We start from the raw sequence: 24684 nt of genomic DNA on the forward strand, positions 1-24684 counted from the left end.
CCTTGTGAATACATATTGAATCCTTATAAGGAGGTGATTAATTGCAACAAAAAGAGCGAGAATTGTTGTCAAAGAAAGAACAGCTTGAAATTGATGTTTTAGAAAAGGACGCAGCTTTACTCCGGCTAGAAGTGGAACAAGAAGATTCCAATCTCCACAAAATTGGGGAGATCGGATACCTTAAAAATATTCTTCTTTACATAAAAAAATACAGAGAAGTATTAACCATTGAGGAAGTAGAATCATTTAGAGTTATGGATGAACGAATGAAAGAAATCGTCAAAGTCCAGGATGGACAAGTAATGGTTAATGAAGAAGCTTTAGCAGCGTTTATTGAGGAAATTGAGAATCAAATAAATTTAACTTAGAGGTGTATCGCGTGAATAACAACACAAGCTTTTCAGATCAAATTGAAAAGGCTGTTAGAGCGATGCAAGATAAAAACGGCCGACCTATATGCGATCGTAATAACGAGATACAGAAAATACAGGAGATACAAGAACTAGTGAAGCAGAAGACATCAGAGTATAAAGCCTTTCATTCAGAGGTTGAGAAGGTTGTCGAGGATAACAAGTCTTTGCGCTGTGCATTAGCTGAGACTATTGCAGAGAATGAACGATTGAAGAATGACATGCCCCGGAATATATTTGCAATGTCAAAAGAATTATGCCGCATCAGGCAAGAGCTTATGGATTTGAGCGCGGATAACAGGCGATTGAAAGAAGACCGTCAGAAGTTGGTCGGAATGCTTGTGAAGTCATTCGCTTTAAACGTATCACTTATGGACGACTTAATGCCGGAATGGCGACACTTTGCGAAAGAAGAACTAGATGACTTAGAGGAGGCGTTAAAATGAAGCCGACAATCACGAAGGAACAGGCAGAGGCTATAGAAGAACTCCGATTAAGATTGAGCGATGAAGGAATATTGCTATCATATACAAATGATAGCTTAACAGTTGGCGATAATAAAAGCGGTTGTTTATATAATCTTGATTTATTAACATTAGCTGCTGCATTAATTAACGGTTATGAATCTGAACCGACACCTGAGGAAAAACTGCGGGACTATTATGAGCATATAAAAAGATCGCGGGATGAGAGGTATGTAGCAGGGGATATTGAAGCTAAACGCCATAATGCTGGAGTATTAACCGGAATACGCAATACACTTGACCTTCTCGGAATCGAAATCGAAGGGGTGAATGCTTGATGAAGCGACCAGCACCGTATGAATTAAACGATTCAATAGCAGCGCTGAAGCTCGGCGTACCTGAACACCTTTATCATCACGTTTGGTGCCTTATTTACGAAATCGAAGCATTACAAGAGGAGGCCACAAGATGATCGATAAATTGACGAAAGATCAACTCGAAGTAATCCGAAAGCGTTCGGAGAAGGCTACGGAAGGCCCGTGGCGAATCGGGAAGCAATCACCAAACGGATTAAATAATATCGGAACAATTGGCGGATTACTGACTGCACAAACAACGGATGAAGAGGACGCAAATTTCATCGCAAACGCCCGCCAAGATATTCCGTCGCTACTCGATCACATTACTTTTCTAAACGAAGTAATATCGAGCTGCCGATGCGCTGAGTGTGGCGATGAATTGGGGGAAGATTGGGCAACTAACAACGGAGTAGCGTTTTGCAATTACTGTGCTGGACTTAATTCTTTATGAAATCTGTATTTTAAAGAGAAGGTGATGCAGTGAAAGAGTCGTTGAAGAATGATTTTCAAGAGTTTGTGAGTATTGCAATAAGCTTTCTTGCTGTTTCTGGAGCAGTCTTTTGGTTATTGATAATTTCACTTGTTTTTGCTGGAGGCTATTAAAATGAATCAATCATATAAATTTAGTCTAGAAAAATTACCAATAGAAAGCTTAGAGAACCTGAAGACAGACATACAAAATAGAATTAATGATGGCTTGCGTACTGATAACAACGTATACATAAAAGACCAAAGAAGAAAACTTCGCTGGTTAGACGAAGTACACTTGTTCACTAAAGGAGGTGAATACAATGCCAGTAGTACTTTACGGATTTGGAAGAGGAGCGTAAAAAAGAGGGGATTAATCCCCTCATAAATTAATGAAATTGACCATTCATGCTTTGCTGAGCCATGCGAACCAAACGTTTTGTGATTTCTCCACCTACTGAGCCGTTTGCTCGGCTTGTTGTGTCTGCTCCCAGCTGAACACCAAACTCAGAAGCAATTTCATACTTCATTTGTTCAAGGGCACCAGCAGCTTGAGGCACAAGTAATTCATTGCTGTTGTTTGATCTGTTTTGTTGAGCCATATGATCATCTCCTAAAGTAGTATGTAAACAAGTTTGTTCAATTGTAGTGTGTGGAGATGATTTGAAAATATACACATTAAATTTGAAGTGAGGTGATTTAAATGACTATTGGTCATGGAGCATGAATTGGCACGCACTTAAACATGGAGAAAGGGAGATAAAATGAAAATCGATTATGTTTCAGATCTTCATATTAACCACTGGATTCCTTGGAACAATAACCAACTCAAATGGGAAAGGCGAACAAGGGAAATTGTTAGAAGGTTAATATCAAATGGAAATGGAGAGGTATTAATCATTGCCGGTGACTTTACTGAGTGGAATCAGCAAACACTGTGGGTACTGGATGAAGTAGCAAAGCAATATGAAAAGGTTTATTTCACATATGGCAATCATGATCTTTATTTACTCAGCAAAAATCAGCAACGAAAATATTCAGATTCATTGGGAAGGTTAAATGATCTAATTCAAAAGGCTGCAGATATCAAGAATGTCACTCCATTGATAAAGTCAACGGATACATACAAAGGTAAAGTCTTTGCTGGAGATGTCATGTGGTATCTTCCTAAAGGAAATAAAGGGTGGGATTTCTTCAAAGGAGTCTCAAATGATTCAAACTATATCAGCCTTAATGGATACAGCAAAGAAGATGGGGTAAGAGCAATGTGGAAAGAGTCAATGGACTGGTATGACACTCTTGAAAACTCTCACATTGATGTATTTGTTTCGCATGTCCCTCCTGTTCACAATCCATATTCACCATTTGAGCCTAACAGCTGCTATATGGTCGATTTGCCATTCATTAATGCTGAACATTGGGTTTGTGGACACGATCATTTACAAGCTGAGTTTGATAAAGAAGGAACGAGCTTTCACATGAATTGCATTGGGTATCCGTATGACTACGATATGTATCCACGAGTAAATGAGGTACCTGGTAATGAAGTTGACACGTATAAAACGTTTGAGCTAAAGACATTTGAGATCAAATGAAATTCTAATTTTATTAAAAAGGAGAGATTAAATTGAATAAGAGAATAAAGAAGAAGATTCGAAATAGAGTTGAATCATGGATTATTTATAAGAATCCTAATGGGTCATATAATTCATTGGGTGTAAACAAATTTGGAGAAGTACCTTCACATGCACGTCCTTTACATCCTGAATATGAAACATTAGAAGAGGTCTTAAATTCTTTCCCGAAGGGTTTTAACTTTCCTTTGGTTGAATTGACAAAAGAAGAAGAAAATATGTTGTTCTTTGACCATTATTATACAAGCGACGGTGGGTGGCATACAGGGAATAGAGATGTATGGGGTATTTGGGGACAGAGATTCTTATTGAAAAAGATAGCCGATGGGCGCTGCGAATACGTTTCAAAATAAAATGTTTTTTCGATTTTATCCAGAGAGGGGAAATGATAATGGATTACACAAACTGTTAGAAGAAAAGTACCCAATTACTATTATTCAGTATGTAAGACAGAGAGAGGGTTTAGATAAGAAAGACGATACCATGGATAAAGAAATTTTAGAAATGACGAACTCAGAAGTGTTTAGAGATGTTCTAGCGTGGAATGGCCTTCTTGGAGGATGGGATCATATAATTAAAGATTGGATTAAAATCATTTATGGAATCAACCTGGATGAGTTTGAAAAGTGAAAATTAATAAAAAGTTGATTTTTCTAATTTTATACGGAAGAGAGGGATTACTATTATGACTGGAAAAGCATTATACAATAATTCATGGTTTGAAGTTGCAAATATCAACTTTGACTCAGGGCATATCATAATTAAAAACGACAGTGAAAACTCGTTGGGTTTGAGAATAGGTGAAACACTGACACTTGACCTTGATTACGTCGATGATGTAAAAATTGGACTTTTGCTGTGAATGCATAAAATGCTTACTTAATTTGTAAAGGGAAATTAAGGTTGGGGTCGTCTGACTTTATAGGAGGAATAAAATGAATGAAATGTTTTGGCTACATCAATATGCAATATATTTAAACAATCAAATTTGGTCTTTGCGAGAATTTGGCAAACTTGAAAACATTAGATTAGAACAAGCTGAAGACATTATTGAATGCTTACCCAAAAGCAAAATTGCTTTAGAGTTTGCAAACAGTCAGCAGGTAAATTTATCGCTAACCAACTAAGAGCATCTGTGTCTGAAATAATGAAAGAAGAACCTCATAAGTGTGAGAGGGGGAATTAATAATGAGTATGCAAAGAGGAGCAAATACACCGGAGGAGTTGGCTAAATCAATTCAGAAACTCGGAAGGGAAATGCTAGAATTTAGGGACTGTATCAATGGTATTCGTGAAATTGTTATTACTCTAGATGAAGATGATGGGTCATTTACGATTACAACAGATTAAAATGTTGATTTCATTTAGAAGGGATAAACCTCAATGAAAGAAATTGAATTTGAAGAAATTAAGCAATTCGTTGAAGTAATGTCTCGGCAAGCTGGATCGACCAAGGTGATGAAAATTCACATTAGTTATGCAGAGTGGTTGGTTGCTGAAGTCGAACGCTTAAGGGGGTTAACCAGTCATGGATAATGGATCGGGCACAAAGGTAAATATTCATTTTAATAACGGTTCTCTAATTGAGGGTTTCAAAGTGTCTAGTGAACTAACCGAACCCTTGACTATATATGAACAGATAATGAATCATCCGGAAAGCAAAAAGGCAGCACTAATCAAGTTTGGCTTTGGGCAATTGTCACCAATTAAAGTTGAAAAATGGTTTAAGTCTTATAATCCGCCCAAATACTACGCATTTAGAAAAGCCGCAAACAACAATAAAGTTACTGACTTAATACTCAAGCAATGACAAAGGAACAACGGACACGCCTATTAAATCTTGAAGAGGTCTTTAATGACGAAAAGTCTAGAAAGGCATTATTAAATTTAGCTGAACAAAACACCAAGAGAAATAGGGATCGACTAACTGTTAATGAAAAACATGATTCTTGGAGGGATTAAATGAACAATGAAAACTCTGCAAAATGGTTTGATATAGACTTTGAAGTTAAACCAGGCAATAAAATTAATGGAGCTCTTTTGCGATTATTTGATCTCATGAAGGAGAGTCTGCAAATTTATTTCAATATTAAGAACTCTTCTGATATTCACGAGTTTTTAAAAATCGCGGCAGCAAAAAACCATGTTGATTATTCCTTCATTGAATGGATTAGGGGAAAGGGCATCCCAAGATTAAAGAAAATTGATTTTGAAAATTTACCAAGTAATGATCAATTTCTTGCAATGATTGAGTTCGATGAATACTGTCTTAAATGTGAGATGGATTTTAAAGAACCAGAAGAGGTAAGGAGCTGTATCATCACGATTATTAATAGTATTCAAGAATATATTAATATCTGTAACCAGTTAATCAAAGGGGGCGAGTGATCTGATCGTTACGGCTTGGATTTTGTTCGTTGCATTTGGGCTTGTGTTATTAGCAAATATGGATTCCCAAGGGGATATTAAATTTGCAGTGTATATTGGTGTATTAAAATTTGTTTCAGTATTCATTGTTGCCATTGCGGCAGGAGTGATTTGGGGAGGGTTATTTCAATGAAACTCACAAAAGAAAATATTGATCAGTTAATTGATGAATGGCATAAGAGCGATACTGATTTAAAATTACACCAGTACTTGGGACTTACATGGGAGCAATATAAGCTCTTGGTAATGGAAGATACTGAAGACATCAAATGAAGATTATGAAGAGCATTCCAAGGGTAGGTAAGATATTTAAATAAAATCGGTCTTTTATATAGAAGAATAAAGGAGTGTAAAGGATGTACGTACCATTTAAAACAAAGAAAGAACGAGATAAATACGGAGCAGAAGTTAACATTTTAACCAAAGTTAAAGATATGCAATTTTTAGAAGATGGGGAAAGCATGACAAGAAGCATGGTAGCAAATTACTTTGAGGTCAAAGATTATGAAATTAAAACATTGGTGAAAATCTACAAGCGCGAATTACAAGAAAATGGATTAGAAGTATTAACTGGTAAGGGATTAATCGCATTTAAGCAAGCATATTTATCAGACAGAAGTGAATATGATGACAGTTCTTATTCATTAGAAATCTTTTCTCCGACAGCAGTCCTGAGAATTGGCTTATTATTAAAAGATTCTGCTATTGCAGTTCAAATAAGAAAAGCAGTGCATAATAAAAATCTTCCCGTTGTTCGATATTCAAGAAACAATAACATTACAAGTATTGAATGGAGTCAAGAACTCGAAGACTTAGTTTTCGATTACACGGAACGTGGTCTTCAGGAAGGGAAAACACTAAAAAGCTTACATAAAAATTTGTCTGATATTTTAGGTATGGAAACTAGATTTATCAGCAACAGATGGTACAACAATTGGAACAACAAACTGCCACTAAAAAAGCGTCTTAGTAAAGAGTTAGAGACAGCGGTTGCTAAAGGAGAACATTTACATAAAAATGCATTAGAACATAGAGTGAATAAATTAGAAGATGAGCTAAGAACTTTAAAAAGCCAACTAGGGTTATTATTGGGAGGGATTAAATGATCGAATCCGTCTTCGAGTACTACGAAGTGACAATTTACAAGTTAGATTAAAACTAATTTTAAGATAAAAATAAAATAAGACTAGATAATTGGAGGTGGAGGATAATAACCGAACACTTTAAGAACATTCAAATACTGTTCAACAAAATGGAAAGACAAATGGGTACGGTGAAAGAAGCTCTCGAGAACAAAGAATACGAAAGAGCCCACCGTAACCTAATCAACCTTTCAGATAACAATGAAGAATTGATGCAGGAAATCAGATGGGCTCGGAAAGGGATTAAGATTTAACTTTTCTTCTTTCTTCATGGTTCCATTCGTACAGATCTTCAATTGAGCAACCAATGGCATCAGCAAAAGTCATGCCCGTAGCTAAGTTCATATTTGCTTTAGCTCCACTTATATAATCGTGGATACGTTGTCTGGGGTATCCTGTACGTTTGAAAAGGTCATCAACTGTGAGGTCATATTCAAACATTAATTCATTTAAACGAGGGCGCAGGGGCGTCCATTGCTTCATTTCGAACACTTCTTTCAATATTAATTAACATAAAACAGTGTAGCAAAGGTTTATTCTAATTTCAATTTTGGTTTCAATATTTTAGGAGAGTGATTGATTGGCAGGTACAAACCAAGGCAAAGTCTTTGAAGCAAATATAGAAAAATCAGCTGCAGATCAAAAGCTGTTCTTTTACAGAATTAAAGATGTAAATCCAGTGTTTTTAAAAGGGGGAGCTGCAGTATCAAAAAACAAATATGATTGCTTTCTGTTCTTTAAGGGATACTTGTTCCCCTTTGAGCTTAAATCAACAAAGGATAAGTCTGTATCCTTCAGTGAAAAGATCATCAAACCACAACAGATTAAACACTTAAAAGAGGCCACTCAATATCCAAACGTAATCCCTGGGTTTCTGTTTCAATTTAGAGAGCCAGAAAATAAAGTTTATTTCGTACATATCAATGATTTCCTTACATATAAGAACATAGCTGAAAAACAATTGAAACATACATATAAGAACAAAGTAAACAAAGCCAGCATTCCAATTGCAATTTGCGAAGAGATCGGCACAGAAGTCCGTTCGATGAAGAAAAAAGTTAACTATACATATTATTTAAACAAGCTTTGCGATGATTTGATTAAGAAATCCAATGCATTGGACAACCCCAATAAATCATACATTGATGGCAAGTCATCAATAGGGGTGATACATCAATGAGCAAGCGAAAAGAGTGCCCAGAGAATTACAAAGTAACCACAGAAGTAACAGAGAGTGTGTGTGAATGGATTGATGAGGTAATGGGGGGCAAGGAGTTTTATGATTTTGCTGCAATGCTTATGTACAAGTACAAAAAAGCTTAAGACTTAAGTATACCGTCGATTATGATGGTATACTTCTTAACATGTACAGACGTAAAAGATTAAACAATAGGGGGAAAGATGACCATTGCTTATATTAAAAGGTGACCAAAAATTAAATACTGAGCAGATTATGTCCCTCATTGGAAAAGTAAATGCACTAATTTATGCAAGGGTATCAACCACAGATCAAGCTAAAAAAGGTTTCTCAATTGAGTCACAGTTGGATAGGTGCAAAGAAAGGGCTATGAGCAAATTCGGTTACAAGGACAGTGAGCTGATTGCTTTAGTTGAACCAGGTGGAATGGGCGATGATCCTAATAGACCGGCTCTAAATCATGCTCTTTATTTACTCCAAAAGGGATTAGGTAAGAAATTTTTAGTTCTTCACCCAGATCGCTTAACAAGGGATAACACTTTACAAGGGGTTATTTCACGGAGAATCTGGGGGATGGGCGTTGATATTGAGTTTATCGAGTTTGAAGTGAATCCAAATGATCCTGAATCAATGCTAATGTACAACATTCAAGGATCTATTGCCCAATACAACAAAGCGAAAATACATGCAAACTCAAAACGTGGACGCCTTGCAAAAGCAAAGAAAGGTGAGTTTCCTTCATTTAAAAGGTTGTACGGTTACAAGTTTAATACGGTAACAGACCTTCCAGAGTACAATGAAGAGGAAAAAGAAATATTGTTAGAGATGAAGGATATGTTGCTAAATAAAAAATTATCTTCAAATGAAATTGCCAAAGAACTTTCCAGAAGGGGCGTGGCAGCTCCGAATGGTAAAACGTGGTTCCAGTCTACGGTAAGCAGGATGCTACAAAATGAAGACTACACTGGAGACTTTTATTACGGTAAGTCAAAAGTGGTTCAAGTAAACGGCAAGAAAAAGCAAATTGCAACACCTAAAGATGAATGGATTCTTATTAAAATTCCTCCAATGTGGGATCATGAGACCCGAGATCAAATCATTAAACAATTAAAAGCGAATTTCAAAGGAAGAAGTCGATCAACACGAGATTACTTATTAAAAGGAAAAGCGGTATGTGGTCGTTGTGGCGGGTCTTGCGGATCCGGAATAACGTCAAAAACGAAATCAGGCATTTATAAGTATTATTCATGTTGTAATAAAAGCATAAAAGCATATCAAAATGGCAAAGAACTATTTAAATGCAAAGGAAAGAACTGGAGAGTAGACATTGTAGACGAAGTTTTTTGGAAATGGTTTAAGAAACTGATTAAGAATCCGAAAAAATTCTTGGATCAATTCTTAGAAGAAGCATCTAATGAAAAAAGTATTGAGGACATAAAAATCAAGATTAATCGGTTACAAAAACAACATGAGGAAATCGATTCCGAAATAGCCAATTACGTAATCCTCTTTGGTAAAGGAAAAATAAAAGAAAGTATGTTCGATGAATTAACACGGCCATTAGAGCTAAATAAAGAACATGTTGAAAATGAATTAGAAATACTGCAATCGCAGTTAAATGCAAACAAGAAAGTGGAGGACAGAAACGAACAAACAATCAAGTACATGAATTCATTTGCAGAGATGGTTGACAAGGATTTATCAATGAGTGAAAAAAGAAATTTCTTAGACTTTTTCATTGAGAAGGTCACATTGTATGATGACGATCATATGGAGGTTGTTTGGAAGAACAAAACACTAAATGAGGACAGGAGTCAAACAGTTGATTTTACTGAGGGTGAAACGGAAGAGGCTTCTGATAATCAACATAAAAGATTAAACCGTATTCAAGCATATGGAAGACAAACAGCATGAATTTATTCTGATCCTGGCAGGGTACTCGAGAGAAATGACACATTTCCTGTCATTAAATCCCGGCCTGCAATCGCGTTTCCCTATCAGCATTGATTTTCCGGATTACTCTGTCACTCAGCTGATGGACATCGCAAAGCGCATGATAGCAGAGCGGGAGTATCAATTAAGCCAGGAAGCCGAGTGGAAGTTAAAAGATTACTTAATGACAGTGAAAAGCACGACAAGCCCCATTAAATTCAGCAACGGGCGCTTTGTCAGAAACGTGATTGAAAAATCAATCCGCGCTCAGGCCATGAGACTTTTAATGGGAGACCAATACTTAAAAAACGATTTAATGACGATCAAGAGCCAGGATTTACTTATAAAAGATGAGGCGGCAGCTCACGAATAGACCTCTCAGCCGGTTTGAGGGGTCTCTTTTTTATTTCTCTCTTTAAAACCCGCCGGATGTGTGGTATACGCCCTGCGGGTTTGGTATGATAGTACTACTGCCCAATACGACACAGAAAGGAACATCCATTTGAACGAACAGGAAGGAAAAAAAGAAACGGTCATTTTGGTCGGCTGCCAGCTTCCGCACATGACAGATGAGCACTTTGAACATTCCATGGAAGAGCTTGCTTCATTGACAAAAACGGCTGACGGAACGGTGCTGACCCGGATTACGCAAAAACGGAACAGAGCGGATGCCGCTACATATATAGGCAAGGGGAAAGTAGACGAGCTGAAGGCGCTGTGTGAAGAGCTTGAAGCGGATCTGATCATTTTTAATGATGAACTGTCACCGAGCCAGCTTAAATCACTCGCCACTGCAATTGAAGCGAAGATCATCGACCGCACGCAGCTTATTTTGGATATTTTCGCAAAAAGAGCGAAGACGAGAGAAGGAAAGCTTCAGATCGAATTGGCCCAGCTTCAATACGCGCTGCCCCGTCTAAGCGGACAAGGAATCAATCTCTCAAGACAAGGCGGCGGAATCGGGACGAGAGGACCCGGTGAGACAAAGCTTGAAACAGACCGGCGCCACATTAGAAACCGCATACACGAAATTAACGTGCAGCTTTCAACGGTTATCCGCCACAGAAGCCGTTATCGGGAGAGACGTAAAAAGAACGGCGTGCTTCAGGCTGCACTCGTCGGTTATACCAACGCCGGAAAATCAACATGGTTCAATCAATTAACAAGCTCAGACAGCTATGAAGAAGATCTGCTGTTTGCAACACTTGATCCGATGACGAGAAAGATGGCGCTCCCAAGCGGCTACAGCGTCCTTTTGTCTGATACGGTCGGCTTCATTCAGGATTTGCCGACGACGCTGATTGCGGCTTTCCGCTCAACGCTTGAGGAAGTGAAGGAAGCAGACTTGATCATTCATGTCATTGATTCATCCAATGAAGATTATGCCGGGCATGAACAGACGGTCCTCGGTCTGTTAAAAGAGCTTCAGGCAGATGATATTCCGGTGCTGACCGCCTATAACAAACGTGATGAGACACTTCCTGACTTCATCCCGACAGCGGGAGAAGGCCACATCATGATCAGCGCCAGAATCGCCGGGGATGAAGCAAAACTAAAAGCGGAAATCGAAGCTTATTTGCGCCGGGAGCTGCTGACGCCGTATGAAGTTCATGTGCCTGCCGCCGAAGGCAAATTGATGTCACGCATCAAATCAGAGACCATGATCGACAGCCTTTATTTTAATGAAGAAAATGAACGCTACGAAGTCTCAGGTTATGTACAGGAAGAACAAAGCATACTCGGAGAATTGAAGAAATTCATGTAAGGAAGGTATACACAACATGTTTGACACACTGACCCATGGCGCTCTTTTACAAAAAACCGCCGAAGAAACAGAAGCGGAAATCTCCGCCGTTCATAAAAGAATAGAAGAAATCAGTGAACGGAATGAATGGAGAGTCCTGCAAAGCTACAGAAAACATAAAGTAAGCGATACGCATTTTACGCCTTCAACCGGATACGGTTATGATGATATCGGACGAGATACACTGGAGAAGATCTATGCTGATGTGTTCGGAGGAGAGGCGGGACTCGTGCGGCCGCAAATCATTTCCGGAACGCATGCGATTTCAATCGCGCTCTTCGGTGTGCTGAGACCCGGGGACGAATTGCTTTATATAACAGGCAAGCCTTACGATACACTCGAGGAAATCGTCGGAGTAAGAGGCGGGGAGTATTCAGGCTCGCTAAAGGAATTTCAAATCGGATATAATGCAGTCGATTTAACATCAGAAGGCAGAGTGGACTTTGAAGCGGTCCGGGCTGCAATCCGGCCGAATACAAAAGTGATCGGCATCCAGCGTTCAAAAGGATATGCGAATCGTCCGTCTTTCAGAATAAATGAAATTGAAGAGATGATTCGTTTCGTTAAGGAAATCAAAGAAGATGTCATTGTTTTTGTGGACAATTGCTACGGAGAATTTGCAGAAGAGCGGGAACCCTGCCACGTCGGAGCGGATCTTATGGCCGGTTCCCTGATTAAAAACCCGGGCGGCGGCCTTGCTAAAACGGGCGGCTATCTTGTAGGGAAAGCCAAGTGGATTGAGGCCTGCTCTTACCGGATGACCTCCCCGGGAATCGGAAGTGAAGCCGGCGCTTCGCTTTATTCACTGCAGGAAATGTATCAAGGTTTCTTTCTCGCTCCGCATGTAGTGGCGCAAAGCTTGAAGGGAGCGGTATTTACCGCCCGTTTTCTTGAAAAGCTCGGCTTTACGTCAAACCCTGCATGGAATGCGCCGAGAACGGATCTGATTCAATCAGTTGAGTTTCAGGACCCTGATAAGATGATCGCTTTTTGCCAGGCGATACAATATGCTTCACCGATTAATGCGCATGTGACGCCTTATCCGAGCTATATGCCGGGATATGAAGACGATGTCATTATGGCAGCGGGCACTTTCGTACAGGGAGCAAGCATTGAATTATCAGCAGATGGACCCATCAGACCGCCTTATGTCGCGTATGTCCAAGGAGGATTAACCTACGCGCACGTGAAAAATGCGATTTGCAGCGCCGTAAATGCTTTAATGGAAAAAGAGCTGATTTAGGCCGTTTGCAATTTTCAAAGAATTTGATGTTAAGATTCCTTACATTGTGTTGACACAAAATATAACATCACCTATAATGAGACTAAGATAAGAAAAGGAGGAAATTGAGATGAGTGATAACATTCGCCGCTCAATGCCTTTATTTCCAATTGGGATTGTCATGCAGTTAACAGAACTTTCTGCCCGGCAAATTCGATATTATGAGGAAAATGGATTGATATTTCCAGCGAGAAGCGAAGGAAATAGACGATTATTTTCATTCCATGATGTAGATAAACTGTTAGAAATCAAAAATCTGATTGAACAAGGCGTCAATATGGCGGGGATCAAACAAATTCTGGATAAGGCATCTGCCGAACCGGAAGAAAAATCCGAAAAAACCGCCAAACCGATGAAGCACAATCTGTCTGATGACGAACTCAGAAAGCTTCTGAAAAACGAACTGATGCAGGCAGGCCGTTTCCAGCGGGGAAATACTTTCCGCCAAGGTGACATGTCCCGATTCTTTCATTAATCCGTTAGCAACTGTTTTGCTATATACATTTACCTTTTAGAGGAGGAGTTTTACGAAATGGCAAAGTACACAAGAGAAGACATCGTAAAATTAGTAAACGAGGAAAACGTAAAGTATATCCGCCTTCAATTCACAGACATTCTCGGAACGATTAAAAACGTGGAAATTCCTGTGAGCCAGCTTGAAAAAGCACTTGATAATAAATGCATGTTCGACGGTTCTTCCATCGAAGGTTTCGTCCGTATCGAAGAGTCTGATATGTACTTATACCCTGATCTGAACACATTTGTAATCTTCCCATGGACGGCTGAAAAAGGTAAAGTAGCACGCTTCATCTGTGACATTTACAATCCGGACGGCACGCCGTTCGAAGGTGACCCGCGTAACAACCTCAAACGGATTCTGAAAGAAATGAAAGAACTCGGTTTCAGCGATTTCAATCTTGGACCTGAGCCTGAATTCTTCCTGTTTAAATTAGATGAAAAAGGCGAACCGACGCTTGAATTGAACGATAAAGGCGGATACTTCGACCTGGCTCCGACTGACTTGGGAGAAAACTGCCGCCGCGATATCGTGCTTGAGCTTGAAGAAATGGGCTTTGAAATCGAAGCATCTCACCATGAAGTTGCTCCGGGTCAGCACGAAATCGATTTTAAATATGCCGGTGCCATCCGTTCTTGTGACGACATCCAAACTTTCAAACTGGTTGTCAAAACGATCGCCCGCAAACACGGTCTGCATGCGACATTCATGCCAAAACCGCTGTTCGGCGTAAACGGTTCCGGTATGCACTGCAACCTATCACTCTTTAAAGATAGCGTTAACGCGTTCTTTGATAAAGACGCTGATCTTCAGCTGAGTGAAACAGCAAAACATTTCATTGCCGGTATCGTAAAACACGCGACAAGCTTTACGGCTGTCACAAACCCGACAGTGAACTCTTACAAACGCCTTGTTCCGGGCTATGAAGCACCTTGCTACGTGGCATGGAGCGCGCAAAACAGAAGCCCGCTGATCCGTATCCCGGCTTCCCGCGGCATCAGCACGCGTGTTGAAGTCCGCAGCGTAGACCCGGCGGCAAACCCGTACCTGGCGTTAAGCGTATTGCTTGCAGCAGGCCTTGACGGAATCAAAAACAAACTTGAAGCACCGGCTCCAATTGACCGCAACATCTACGTCATGAGCAAAGAAGAGCGCATGGAAAACGGCATCGTAGATCTTCCGGCGACACTGGCGGAAGCTCTCGACGAATTCAAATCAAACGAAGTCATGGTTGCAGCGCTCGGCGAGCACCTGTTCGAACACTTCATCGAAGCAAAAGAAATCGAATGGGATATGTTCCGCACACAGGTTCATCCGTGGGAGCGCGAACAATACATGTCTCAGTATTAATCTCTCATTCCCTTGGCACTATTGGTGTCAGGGGATTTTTTGGTTTTGATCATAAGATTAAAAGAACAACATTTTTGGTCCTTGACCAAAATATGACCAAAAAAAATTGAAGTTATGAATCTAACTCTACAGCAGAATTCCTGCTTATAGTCATCATGTAACATTGGTTTATTCTCGAATTTGTTCTTGTAAAGCAGCAGAAAGAGAAGGCTGGTGGCGCACGATACCGGACACCGACGGGGGGCAACGCACATCGTAAAGATGGGTATTTATCGATCTTGCTTGATCAGCAGTTAAGCTTGTTTGAAAAAGATAATGAAAAAAGGAGAAAACTTGAATTTGTGATGGACAGAATTAGAAATAATACAGATCAAAAGCGATCTTACAAGCTGTTTCTTAAGCACCTGAGGCACTGCGTTGCATTGGACCAGGTTTGATAGGTGAACATAAGAATAAAAAAATGAAAATCAAGTATTTAAAAAAGATCTCCAACATTCAGAGGTCTTTTTCTTATTCGACTTAAAGAGTTATTGATATACGGATATTGGTTAAGATTTATGTTTTCTATACATTTTGTTACAGACATATACGATTAAAATAAACAGAGCATTATACAAAACAGTAGTGGTGAGATATTGAGTTCCTGTGACACCCTTATAACTCCACTCAGGGTCTTTTTTTATATCAAATATATATCCTTTGTCATCTGCTGTTTGAAGTGTGATATATGTATCGCCGCCCTTGGATTTTGTGATATTCACCCCGTAATCAATGAAGTTTGTATCATTATAATGAATAGGTAGGGAAGAATAATCAGCAAATAATTGTTTTATTTGATTAGAAGGCACAGAAATATAAAGTTTTATCGAATCATCGCCTCCTAAACTCGTTAGATATTCTTCTGCTTTTATAAAGCGGGTTTTATCTGGAAAATGTATATTGAAATTTCTTTGAAATTTTGCAATATCCGAAGAAGAAATGTTGTTTTTTTGATAATATTCCGGAGCGGCAAAGGAATTAAAGAGATGCCAACCGTTAAAAACTAAAAAAGCAGCACCTATAAAAATAAATAAAAAAACTTTGAAGAGCTTTTTCACTCTATTCACCTCTTAAGAATTGTAACATATTCTTGTTTTGATTTTTGTAAACCAATAATAAGATAGGATCCCCCTTCAAAACAAAAGAAAGGGGATAGGTGTTTAATTTGTTGCTTATCAACAGTGCCATCAGCATTTCTGGTAACCGTTGTAGTTTCTTTAACTGTTTGATTGAATGATTTGAGATGTTTTTGGTAAGTGTCAATAAAGCAGAAGCATCAATATTGGTCTTTAAATTAAGGGGATTAAGCTTTTTCTCTAAAGATTTTATTTGCTGATTTAACTGTTCGACAGTCTTTGGGGAGATATCCTTTGGGTGTGAGAATGATTTTTAAATCTTGACTCAAATATAGGTCAAATCCTTTCAATTTGGTTAACTGGTACATACAAAAAATCTTAAATTATTATGCGAGCGTACTTTTACTTTCATATCATAGTGTTTTTGTATTCCTACGAAGAGATAATTCATGTAAGAGCTCAACCGAAATCATGTTTTTTAATCATGTTTAATACGTTATACTGTGTATAGGAAAAGTTTGGAGGCTACAATGAAAAAATTATTACTAAGTGCACTTTTAATTTGCTTACTATTCGGATGCTCTAACCAAGAAGCCGAGTCTGAAAAAACAGACAAGAATTTAGCTGAAAATAATAACATTAAAAAACATAATTTGAATGATAAAGATAGGCGTTTTATAAATTTAATTAAAGGTAACAAATTTGACCAAGTTATAAAAGAAACTAGAGATTCCTATGATGATTTCACAAAAGATTATTATTTTATTGCTTCTGCATATAAGAAAATAAAATTCTTAGAAAGCAAAGAAGTATCTGTTGACAATTATTATACTTATTCTTATATTGACGCTATGTTAGACAAAGTGATCTATGTTAAAAGTCATGATAGTTTGAATTTTAAGAAAGTCAAAGAAAGCAATAGAAAAAAATTAAAATCGCTAGAGGAATCAAAGAAAATTGCTGATGAAAATAGGGAAAATGAAATTGAGAAAGAAGAGAAAATTAAAGAAATCAATGAGCGAACAGAAGATCCTCAAAATGTGAAAATTGGAATGACACCGGAAGAGGTTTTGACTAATGGGTGGGGAAGACCTTTGAGAGTTAAGACGATCATAAATCAAAAAAGGACATTGGAGCAATGGGAATACAAAGGAAACAAGTATCTTTACTTTGAAGACGGTGTTTTAGACTCGATATCATATTAAGCAATCTTAAACGATTTTTAATTTTGACAGTAATCAGAGTTGTTGAATTTTAAACATAAACAAAATCCCTCAATTGAAGGATTTTGATTCAGCATAAAAGAGGGAATTAGAGTGCCATCTAAAGCAAATCAATTGATATGTCTCCCAACAGGCTTTTCTTAATCTTTCCGTATTCAAGTTTACCGGTACTTGCGTTGTAAACAAGAACTTTACCACCACTGATTTTGGATTCATCAATCTGTTTAGAACCGAATTGATTCTTATCTGCTTTAGTATCAAGCCGCCCAGTTAATTCAACAACAGCTTCGTTCAATTCATTAATTTGCTGTTGTATATTCTCAATTGAACTTTGGTGAGGATTGAAGAGACGAGAAAATTTGATCCTTTTCTTCTTTAAAATCACGAAGGTGTAATGCTTAATTGTTGTAGACACGTGATTATGCTGTGCAACATTTTACTCACGAGCTCGATCTTAATTTTCTTGACTTCAAGAAGGTAAGTAATACAAGAGGCCTTAAAGAGGTGAGGGTTAATGCGGCGGCCGAGGATATCAGAAAGAACATCAGGACAAAAGTAGTCAGCCAAACCCTCTGACATTTGCTTTGGTTGGCCACCGTACTGTGTAGTAAATAGATACTCGTGGTCATATCCACATTGTTCATGTCAAATCTTTAAGTATTCCAGAGCTTCGGTTTTAACCGTAGTCAAGAGGTTTTCCTTCGCGTTTTCCGTTTTCAAGAACTTTGTGAGCCATGACATAAGATTGATCCTCAGTTATCTCATAATTTAGGACTTCAGTTTTAAACTGAATGATTTCAGCTCTTCTGGCACCTATATTATAAACCGTTTTTTGCTTAGGGGAGATTGCGTATGACAAGTGGAATAGCTCAACGGCTTAAATCCAAAGGACATACAGTGTGGAATTGCTGAAGAGAATCAATCAATTTATATCAGTTCGATTCAAATTCTCTGAAAAAAGAGTTGAAAAAGCAGAAAAGATTTTATAATATGAAATCAAGTTAGTTTGTTCGATCAACAAACTAATAAAACCACTTTAATTGTCCATCATGTAAAGGTCTTAAATGGGAGGGGGATAAGAGGCTCGATTTAATTGGAGGTATATAAAAAGCGAAAGCCAAGCTTTTATCCTGTTCACTGCTATCTGATCACCATTTGGATGGTGAAAATGCTCTGTGAAAGTAAACCGCTATCATTTTTTGAAAGCGCTTTTATATGCCGCTCACTGGCCGATAATTTTAAAGAAATGTTATACCATTTCATCATGTTCCTTATGTAAAGGATCGAAAAGGGGAGAAATCATGCTCAGTGAAAATGTAAAGAAGATCAGCATGGTTGAAAAAGTTGGATATGCGTCTGGAGATTTTGCATGTAATTTAATTTATGCAACAGTGTCTACGTATCTTTTGTTCTTCTATACAGATGTTTTTGGTTTATCGGCAGCAACAGCCGGTACGATGTTTTTAGTGGTTAGAATCATCGACGCTCTCGCTGATCCTTTTATCGGAACAATAGTTGACAGAACAAATAGCAGGTTTGGCCGCTTCAGACCGTATCTTTTATTCGGAGCTTTTCCCTTTGTCATATTGGCCATCCTCTGTTTTACAACCCCCAATTTTTCGGATATGGGGAAATTAATATATGCCTATATCACCTATGTCGGCTTATCGCTTACATACACCATGATAAACGTGCCATATGGCGCGTTAACATCTGCAATGACCAGAAATAATCAAGAAGTTGTTAGTATAACGTCTGTCCGTATGTTATTTGCGAATCTTGGAGGACTTGTCGTTGCATTTTTTGTTCCCTTACTGGCTGCTTATTTAAGCGATAATTCCGGCAGCGAATCTCTTGGCTGGCAGCTAACCATGGGTATTATGGGAGTTATAGGCGGGTGCCTTTTAATCTTTTGTTTTAAAAGCACAAAAGAGCGTGTCACGCTTCAAAAATCGGAAGAAAAAATTAAATTTTCGGATATATTTGAGCAATTTCGTGTTAATCGGCCTCTAGTTGTATTAAGTATTTTCTTTATTATTATTTTTGGAGTGAATTCAATCAGTAATTCGGTTGGCATCTATTACGTAACGTATAATTTAGAAAGAGCGGATTTAGTGAAGTGGTACGGTTTGTTGGGAAGTTTGCCTGCTTTGGTCATTTTACCGTTTATTCCAAAGCTTCATCAATTATTAGGGAAGAAGAAATTACTAAACTATGCATTATTACTGAATATGATCGGCCTCTTAGCTTTACTTTTCGTTCCGTCAAGTAATGTATTCCTGATACTTTCCTTTCGATTGCTGGCCGCTGCAGGAAGTCTCACTGCCGGGGGATATATGTGGGCGCTTATTCCTGAAACAATAGAATATGGAGAGTATAAGACCGGGAAAAGAATGGGCGGTCTCATATACGCTATTATCGGATTTTTCTTTAAATTCGGCATGGCCTTGGGAGGGGTTGTACCGGGTTTGGTTCTAGATCAGTTTGGATATGTGGCAAATCAGGTGCAAACGCCGGAGGCATTGACGGGAATTTTAATTACAACAACCATTATCCCCGTGTTCTTACTGGTTCTGGCCATGATTGATATTAATTTCTATAACTTAGATGAGAAAAAATATAAAAGCATGGTTCGAGAATTAGAGAATAGAGACAAAGTTTATTTGGATCATATTGACGATTTCAAAGCTTAAAACATGATGAGTCAACAGAAAATAGCTGAGGAGGAGTGCAAAATGAAGATTATCAATCCAGTACTTAAAGGATTCAACCCCGATCCGAGTATTTGCAGGGTTGGAGAGGATTATTATATCGCTGTATCTACATTTGAGTGGTTTCCGGGAGTCCAGATACACCACTCAAAAGATTTAGTCAATTGGCACTTAGTTGCACATCCATTACAGAGAGTTTCGCAATTAGACATGAAAGGAAATCCTAATTCAGGCGGGGTCTGGGCGCCATGTTTAAGTTACAGCGACGGAAAGTTTTGGCTGATCTATACGGATGTTAAGGTTGTAGATGGCGCCTGGAAAGATTGCCACAATTATTTAGTGACTTGTGACACGATTGATGGTGATTGGGGGGAGCCGATCACATTAAACAGCTCGGGTTTTGATGCTTCTTTGTTCCATGATACGGATGGGAAAAAATATTTATTAAATATGTTATGGGATCAGCGTATTGATCGGCACTCCTTTGGAGGCATTGTCATGCAGGAATATTCTGATAAGGAGCAAAAACTAATCGGTAAACCGAAAGTGATATTTAAAGGAACTGAAAGAAAGCTGACGGAAGCGCCGCACCTTTACCGTATCGGGAACTATTATTATTTATTAACCGCAGAAGGAGGAACGCGGTTCGAACATGCTGCTACAATTGCCCGCTCTGCAAATATTGAGGGTCCATATGAAGTTCATCCTGATAATCCTATCTTAACGTCATGGCATGCGCCGGAAAATCCGCTGCAAAAATGCGGACATGCATCCATTGTACAAACACATACAGGCGATTGGTATTTAGCTCATTTAACGGGACGTCCCATTCACCCGGACGATGATTCAATTTTTCAGCAGAGGGGATATTGTCCTTTGGGCAGAGAAACTGCTATTCAAAAGCTCTATTGGAAAGATGGCTGGCCTTATGTAGCAGGCGGAAAAGAAGGGAGCTTGGAAGTGGAAGCGCCTTCTATACCTGAAACAATGTTTGAAGAAACCTATCCGGAAGTTGATGAATTTGAGGATGCAACATTAAATATTAATTTTCAAACGTTAAGAATTCCGTTTACGGAGAAATTAGGATCATTAACTCAAGCGCCAAATCATTTACGATTATACGGCCATGAATCCTTAACTTCGACATTTACTCAGGCATTTGTAGCCAGACGCTGGCAAAGCCTCCATTTTGAAGCGGAAACGGCTGTTGCGTTTTATCCGGAAAATTTTCAGCAAGCTGCTGGTTTGGTGAACTATTACAATACAGAGAATTGGACGGCTCTTCAAGTCACGTATGATGAAGAACTTGGCCGTATTCTTGAATTAACGATATGTGATAACTTTTCTTTTTCGCAGCCGTTAAAAAATAAAATTGTGATTCCTCGTGAAGTCAAGTATGTCTATTTAAAAGTGAATATTGAAAACGAAAAATATTATTATTTGTATTCATTTAACAAAGAAGATTGGCACAAAATCGACATTGCATTAGAATCGAAAAAATTATCAGATGATTACATCCGCGGCGGGGGATTCTTTACAGGAGCTTTTGTAGGGATGCAATGCCAAGATACGAGCGGTCATCATATTCCGGCCGACTTCAGATATTTCCGTTATAAAGAAAAATAATTAGCACATGAAAAAGGAGATTTCTATTTTAGAACTCCTTTTTCATATTAGAAGGTGCCTTTGTCAGTATTGATTCAGAAATACGCCTAGAATAAAAAAACCCATCTTTAAAGATGAGCGTAAAACATAGAAGTATGTACATTTCAGTTATGAACCATGTCGAGAAAATGATCAATAACAATAGAGGACATTCCTAGAGCAGGGGCATTTTTTCCTAAGATAGATGGTAATAATTCATAGCTATTGTCTAGTTGGGAATAAACCCTCGATGACACTTCGCTTTTAATTGAGTGTAAAACCATAGGATGCGATTCAATGATGCTGTTTCTTAAAATGATGGCTTGCGGATTAAATGTATTTAAAATATTGGTCAGGCCTATTCCTAAATAGAAACCAAAATTCTGTAATGCCTGTAAAGTTCCAACATCATTCAGATGGGCGAGGTCTATGATATCTTGGCTGGACACTTTTTTCTCTTTCGTCTGAAGAGATGTTACTAAAGCCTTCTCTGAAGCATACAATTCCCAGCAGCCTCGGTTTCCGCAACTGCATTTAGGACCCTTAAAGTCTATTGTCATATGTCCCATTTCTCCAGAGAATCCGCCAACCCCTCTATATAAATGATTGTTGATCATAACGCCGATCCCTATTCCTGTACCGATACTTGCATAAATAATGTTATCGTGATTTTTTGCCGCACCAAATACTTTTTCTCCATATGCGCCGGCATTTGCCTCATTTTCAATAAAAACGGGCACATTGAACTTCTTTTGGATGAAAGATTTTAAGTCAATATCTCTCCAGTTGGCGTTCGGAGCGAAAACAATTTTCTGATTTTTGTCAATCAGCCCGGGCGCGCATATCCCTATACCAATAAGACCGTATGGAGATTGCGGCATATTTGCAATAAAGTGATGAATCATCTCAATTAAAATATCTTTAGTGATTTCTGGAGAATTGCATTCCAAATGGTGGTGTTGATCAAGGACGATCGTCCCTTCAAGATCTGTTAAAATGCCATTAACATAATCCACGCCAACATCTATTCCTACGGAGTATCCTGCTTTTTTATTAAAAACAAGCATGACAGGTCTTCTGCCGCCGCTTGATTGTCCCTGACCTATTTCAAATACGAGGTTTTCTTTCATTAATGTGTTTACCTGTGACGAAACAGTTGATTTATTTAATCCGGTCATTTCAGATAATTTTGCTCTTGAAATAGGAGAATTTTTAAGTATTTCGTTTAGTAATAACTTTTGGTTAACTTTTTTGACAAAGGCTTGATCAGCGATATCCACTTCATCCACTCCATTTGTATAATCTTTAAATTAAGTTGAACGTTCTGTGTTATCGTGCGAAACGCAGTACATAGCGAATCCAACCTTTATTATATCTAATGTGTTCGTAAAAAACTAAAAAAAATATTGAAAATACTGATGAGGTTATATAAGATGAAAATAAGTTAGTTTGTTTAGGCAACAAACTAATGTGCAACATGACATAAAAGCATTTGTATTTGAATGATCATTTTAGAATTTATTTTTAAGGGGGAAATCACACATGGCTCACTCTCATTCCGGTTCAGTTAACTATTTTGAAAGCGTAAACAAAGTGATTTACGAAGGGAAAGAATCCACGAATCCTTTAGCATTTAAATACTATAATTCTCAAGAAGTAATTGGCGGAAAAACGATGAAAGAGCATTTGCGATTTTCTATTGCCTATTGGCATACATTTACCGCTGACGGCACAGACATGTTTGGAGCAGCTACGATGCAAAGACCGTGGGATCATTATAAAGGCATGGATCTGGCGAGAGCGAGGGTAGATGCAGCGTTTGAGCTGTTTGAAAAACTGGATGCGCCATTTTTTGCTTTTCATGACCGGGATATCGCACCGGAAGGAAGTACGTTAAAAGAGACAAACCAAAATCTGGATATAATCGTGGACATGATAAAAGACTACATGAGAACCAGCGGCGTTAAGCTATTATGGAATACTGCAAACATGTTTACGAATCCCCGTTTCGTCCATGGTGCGGCGACTTCTTGTAATGCAGATGTATTTGCGTATGCCGCAGCCCAAGTAAAAAAAGGATTAGAAACAGCAAAAGAGCTTGGCGCCGAGAACTATGTATTTTGGGGCGGACGTGAAGGGTACGAAACTTTGTTAAATACCGATTTAAAATTTGAGCTTGATAATATGGCCAGATTTATGCATATGGCAGTGGATTATGCGAAGGAAATCGGGTATACAGGGCAGTTTTTGATTGAACCAAAACCAAAAGAACCGGCCACCCATCAATATGATACGGACGCAGCAACAACCATTGCCTTTTTAAAGCAATATGGCTTAGACAATCATTTTAAATTAAATCTCGAAGCCAATCATGCCACATTAGCCGGACATACATTCGAACATGAATTACGAATGGCGAGAGTGCATGGCTTGCTTGGCTCTGTTGACGCGAATCAGGGTGATCCGCTTTTAGGCTGGGACACAGATGAATTTCCGACAGATTTATATTCTGCGACATTAGCAATGTACGAAATTCTGCAAAATGGCGGTCTTGGAAGCGGAGGATTAAACTTTGACGCAAAGGTCAGGAGATCTTCTTTTGAGCCTGATGATTTACTATATGCCCATGTTGCAGGGATGGATACATTTGCAAGAGGGTTGAAAGCCGCCCACAAATTAATCGAAGATCGTGTGTTTGAAAATGTGATTCAACACCGTTACCGCAGCTTTACTGAAGGGATTGGTCTTGAAATTACAGAAGGAAGAGCTGATTTTAAAACACTTGAGCAATATGCGCTGAACAATCAGCCAATTAAAAACGAATCAGGGAGACAGGAGCGGTTAAAAGCGATATTAAATCAATACATTTTACAGGTATAACAAATGAAAAAAGAAGCTCCAGATCCCGCTGTAAAAAGATGCAGGCAGCCAAGTTCCCGGAATTGCCCGTCATGAAGTTACTGTTATGGCGGGCCAATTCAATGGGGATCTATTTAGAGAGGAA

General features: G+C 38.5%; 33 protein-coding genes and 2 pseudogenes. 29 read left to right on the forward strand and 6 right to left on the reverse strand.

The features are described from left to right. Positions 1-41: 41 nt before the first annotated feature. The 6 genes from NYE68_RS10375 (at position 42) to NYE68_RS10400 (ending at position 2089) form a co-directional block, all read left to right on the forward strand. A complete protein-coding gene (locus tag NYE68_RS10375) occupies positions 42-368 on the forward strand; it encodes a hypothetical protein (protein ID WP_342494130.1) in 327 nt (108 codons plus the stop codon). 11 nt (positions 369-379) lie between these two features. Further along, positions 380-856 (forward strand): hypothetical protein, encoded by a 477-nt coding sequence (locus NYE68_RS10380; protein WP_342494131.1) that lies wholly within the window; start codon positions 380-382, stop codon positions 854-856. Next, entirely contained in the window at positions 853-1212 is a 360-nt protein-coding gene (locus NYE68_RS10385) for a hypothetical protein (protein WP_266055201.1), read from the forward strand. Before NYE68_RS10380 ends, NYE68_RS10385 begins: the two co-directional genes overlap by 4 nt. Next, positions 1212-1346, forward strand: coding sequence for a hypothetical protein (locus tag NYE68_RS10390; RefSeq protein WP_014721261.1), 135 nt, complete (start codon positions 1212-1214; stop codon positions 1344-1346). The genes NYE68_RS10385 and NYE68_RS10390 overlap by 1 nt, the downstream gene beginning before the upstream one ends. After that, a complete protein-coding gene (locus NYE68_RS10395; protein WP_014417970.1) occupies positions 1343-1684 on the forward strand; it encodes a hypothetical protein in 342 nt (113 codons plus the stop codon). The genes NYE68_RS10390 and NYE68_RS10395 overlap by 4 nt, the downstream gene beginning before the upstream one ends. A 153-nt stretch (positions 1685-1837) precedes the next feature. Then, entirely contained in the window at positions 1838-2089 is a 252-nt protein-coding gene (locus NYE68_RS10400) for a hypothetical protein (protein ID WP_342494132.1), read from the forward strand. 1 nt (position 2090) lies between these two features. Here the strand turns inward: NYE68_RS10400 and NYE68_RS10405 are convergent, their stop codons facing one another. Next, on the reverse strand, positions 2091-2303 hold the full coding sequence (locus tag NYE68_RS10405) for an alpha/beta-type small acid-soluble spore protein (RefSeq protein ID WP_053574248.1): 213 nt from the start codon (positions 2301-2303) through the stop codon (positions 2091-2093). A gap of 162 nt (positions 2304-2465) precedes the next feature. Between NYE68_RS10405 and NYE68_RS10410 the strand changes: the two genes are divergently transcribed. The 11 genes from NYE68_RS10410 (at position 2466) to NYE68_RS10460 (ending at position 6868) form a co-directional block, all read left to right on the forward strand. Further along, positions 2466-3296 (forward strand): metallophosphoesterase, encoded by an 831-nt coding sequence (locus NYE68_RS10410; protein ID WP_113766125.1) that lies wholly within the window; start codon positions 2466-2468, stop codon positions 3294-3296. A gap of 32 nt (positions 3297-3328) precedes the next feature. Beyond that, complete coding sequence (locus tag NYE68_RS10415; RefSeq protein WP_342494133.1) at positions 3329-3688, forward strand: hypothetical protein; 360 nt, start codon at positions 3329-3331, stop codon at positions 3686-3688. Continuing rightward, positions 3660-3965: a hypothetical protein gene (locus NYE68_RS10420; RefSeq protein ID WP_342494134.1), complete on the forward strand. Its 306-nt coding sequence runs from the start codon at positions 3660-3662 to the stop codon at positions 3963-3965. Before NYE68_RS10415 ends, NYE68_RS10420 begins: the two co-directional genes overlap by 29 nt. A 55-nt stretch (positions 3966-4020) precedes the next feature. Next, the gene (locus tag NYE68_RS10425; protein WP_342494135.1) at positions 4021-4197 is read left to right on the forward strand and encodes a hypothetical protein; all 177 of its coding nucleotides are present in this window, start codon (positions 4021-4023) and stop codon (positions 4195-4197) included. Between the two features lie 73 nt (positions 4198-4270). Next, positions 4271-4462 (forward strand): hypothetical protein, encoded by a 192-nt coding sequence (locus tag NYE68_RS10430; RefSeq protein WP_053574253.1) that lies wholly within the window; start codon positions 4271-4273, stop codon positions 4460-4462. 61 nt (positions 4463-4523) lie between these two features. After that, on the forward strand, positions 4524-4685 hold the full coding sequence (locus tag NYE68_RS10435; RefSeq protein ID WP_326252582.1) for a hypothetical protein: 162 nt from the start codon (positions 4524-4526) through the stop codon (positions 4683-4685). A 33-nt stretch (positions 4686-4718) separates the two neighbouring features. Beyond that, positions 4719-4871 carry a hypothetical protein gene (locus NYE68_RS10440; RefSeq protein WP_116746180.1) on the forward strand — a complete coding sequence of 51 codons (153 nt, stop codon included), beginning with the start codon at positions 4719-4721 and terminating at the stop codon, positions 4869-4871. Next, entirely contained in the window at positions 4864-5145 is a 282-nt protein-coding gene (locus NYE68_RS10445; protein ID WP_342494136.1) for a hypothetical protein, read from the forward strand. Before NYE68_RS10440 ends, NYE68_RS10445 begins: the two co-directional genes overlap by 8 nt. Positions 5146-5297: 152 nt before the next feature. Next, positions 5298-5723, forward strand: coding sequence for a hypothetical protein (locus NYE68_RS10450; RefSeq protein ID WP_342494137.1), 426 nt, complete (start codon positions 5298-5300; stop codon positions 5721-5723). A gap of 168 nt (positions 5724-5891) precedes the next feature. After that, positions 5892-6035, forward strand: coding sequence for a hypothetical protein (locus NYE68_RS10455; protein ID WP_265463681.1), 144 nt, complete (start codon positions 5892-5894; stop codon positions 6033-6035). Between the two features lie 83 nt (positions 6036-6118). Then, positions 6119-6868, forward strand: a complete 750-nt coding sequence (locus tag NYE68_RS10460) for a hypothetical protein (protein WP_342494138.1) — start codon at positions 6119-6121, stop codon at positions 6866-6868. A gap of 279 nt (positions 6869-7147) precedes the next feature. On the opposite strand, the gene NYE68_RS10465 is transcribed toward NYE68_RS10460, so the two are convergent. Beyond that, complete coding sequence (locus tag NYE68_RS10465) at positions 7148-7387, reverse strand: helix-turn-helix transcriptional regulator (protein ID WP_342494139.1); 240 nt, start codon at positions 7385-7387, stop codon at positions 7148-7150. Positions 7388-7484: 97 nt separating this feature from the next. Between NYE68_RS10465 and NYE68_RS10470 the strand changes: the two genes are divergently transcribed. From NYE68_RS10470 to glnA, 8 genes and pseudogenes are all read left to right on the forward strand, one after another. Continuing rightward, positions 7485-8084, forward strand: a complete 600-nt coding sequence (locus NYE68_RS10470; RefSeq protein WP_342494140.1) for a hypothetical protein — start codon at positions 7485-7487, stop codon at positions 8082-8084. Next, the gene (locus NYE68_RS10475; protein ID WP_169061506.1) at positions 8081-8227 is read left to right on the forward strand and encodes a hypothetical protein; all 147 of its coding nucleotides are present in this window, start codon (positions 8081-8083) and stop codon (positions 8225-8227) included. The genes NYE68_RS10470 and NYE68_RS10475 overlap by 4 nt, the downstream gene beginning before the upstream one ends. An 85-nt stretch (positions 8228-8312) precedes the next feature. Continuing rightward, positions 8313-10016: a recombinase family protein gene (locus NYE68_RS10480; RefSeq protein ID WP_342494141.1), complete on the forward strand. Its 1704-nt coding sequence runs from the start codon at positions 8313-8315 to the stop codon at positions 10014-10016. After that, positions 9982-10407, forward strand: a pseudogene (locus tag NYE68_RS10485) (stage V sporulation protein K); the annotation flags it as partial. The gene NYE68_RS10480 and the pseudogene NYE68_RS10485, both read left to right, overlap by 35 nt. A gap of 129 nt (positions 10408-10536) precedes the next feature. Continuing rightward, positions 10537-11799, forward strand: coding sequence for a GTPase HflX (gene hflX, locus NYE68_RS10490; protein ID WP_324635830.1), 1263 nt, complete (start codon positions 10537-10539; stop codon positions 11797-11799). A 16-nt stretch (positions 11800-11815) separates the two neighbouring features. Continuing rightward, on the forward strand, positions 11816-13081 hold the full coding sequence (locus tag NYE68_RS10495) for an aminotransferase class I/II-fold pyridoxal phosphate-dependent enzyme (RefSeq protein ID WP_007410367.1): 1266 nt from the start codon (positions 11816-11818) through the stop codon (positions 13079-13081). 109 nt (positions 13082-13190) lie between these two features. Beyond that, positions 13191-13595 (forward strand): MerR family transcriptional regulator, encoded by a 405-nt coding sequence (locus tag NYE68_RS10500; protein WP_007410366.1) that lies wholly within the window; start codon positions 13191-13193, stop codon positions 13593-13595. Between the two features lie 57 nt (positions 13596-13652). Beyond that, entirely contained in the window at positions 13653-14987 is a 1335-nt protein-coding gene (gene glnA, locus NYE68_RS10505) for a type I glutamate--ammonia ligase (RefSeq protein ID WP_007410365.1), read from the forward strand. Positions 14988-15535: 548 nt separating this feature from the next. Here the strand turns inward: glnA and NYE68_RS10510 are convergent. Next, positions 15536-16084, reverse strand: coding sequence for a hypothetical protein (locus NYE68_RS10510; protein ID WP_324635829.1), 549 nt, complete (start codon positions 16082-16084; stop codon positions 15536-15538). Between the two features lie 548 nt (positions 16085-16632). Between NYE68_RS10510 and NYE68_RS10515 the strand changes: the two genes are divergently transcribed. Next, the gene (locus tag NYE68_RS10515) at positions 16633-17307 is read left to right on the forward strand and encodes a hypothetical protein (protein ID WP_324635828.1); all 675 of its coding nucleotides are present in this window, start codon (positions 16633-16635) and stop codon (positions 17305-17307) included. A 118-nt stretch (positions 17308-17425) separates the two neighbouring features. Here the strand turns inward: NYE68_RS10515 and NYE68_RS10520 are convergent, their stop codons facing one another. Together NYE68_RS10520 and NYE68_RS10525 are read right to left on the reverse strand one after the other, a co-directional pair. Beyond that, on the reverse strand, positions 17426-17710 hold the full coding sequence (locus tag NYE68_RS10520; RefSeq protein ID WP_285002168.1) for a hypothetical protein: 285 nt from the start codon (positions 17708-17710) through the stop codon (positions 17426-17428). Beyond that, a pseudogene (locus NYE68_RS10525) lies at positions 17646-18154 on the reverse strand (site-specific integrase); the annotation flags it as partial. The gene NYE68_RS10520 and the pseudogene NYE68_RS10525, both read right to left, overlap by 65 nt. Before the next feature lie 472 nt (positions 18155-18626). On the opposite strand from NYE68_RS10525, the gene NYE68_RS10530 reads away from it, so the two are divergent. Together NYE68_RS10530 and xynB are read left to right on the forward strand one after the other, a co-directional pair. Then, positions 18627-20018, forward strand: coding sequence for an MFS transporter (locus tag NYE68_RS10530; RefSeq protein WP_324635827.1), 1392 nt, complete (start codon positions 18627-18629; stop codon positions 20016-20018). Positions 20019-20060: 42 nt separating this feature from the next. Continuing rightward, positions 20061-21662, forward strand: a complete 1602-nt coding sequence (gene xynB / locus NYE68_RS10535) for a xylan 1,4-beta-xylosidase (RefSeq protein WP_015417531.1) — start codon at positions 20061-20063, stop codon at positions 21660-21662. 143 nt (positions 21663-21805) lie between these two features. Here xynB and NYE68_RS10540 read toward each other — a convergent pair whose 3' ends face one another. Further along, a complete protein-coding gene (locus tag NYE68_RS10540) occupies positions 21806-22960 on the reverse strand; it encodes a xylose repressor (RefSeq protein WP_015417532.1) in 1155 nt (384 codons plus the stop codon). A gap of 262 nt (positions 22961-23222) precedes the next feature. Between NYE68_RS10540 and xylA the strand changes: the two genes are divergently transcribed. Continuing rightward, complete coding sequence (gene xylA, locus NYE68_RS10545; protein ID WP_324635825.1) at positions 23223-24560, forward strand: xylose isomerase; 1338 nt, start codon at positions 23223-23225, stop codon at positions 24558-24560. Positions 24561-24684 lie beyond the last annotated feature (124 nt).

The organism is Bacillus sp. FSL R5-0447, assembly GCF_038606125.1.
Classification (GTDB): Bacteria; Bacillota; Bacilli; order Bacillales; family Bacillaceae; genus Bacillus; species Bacillus velezensis.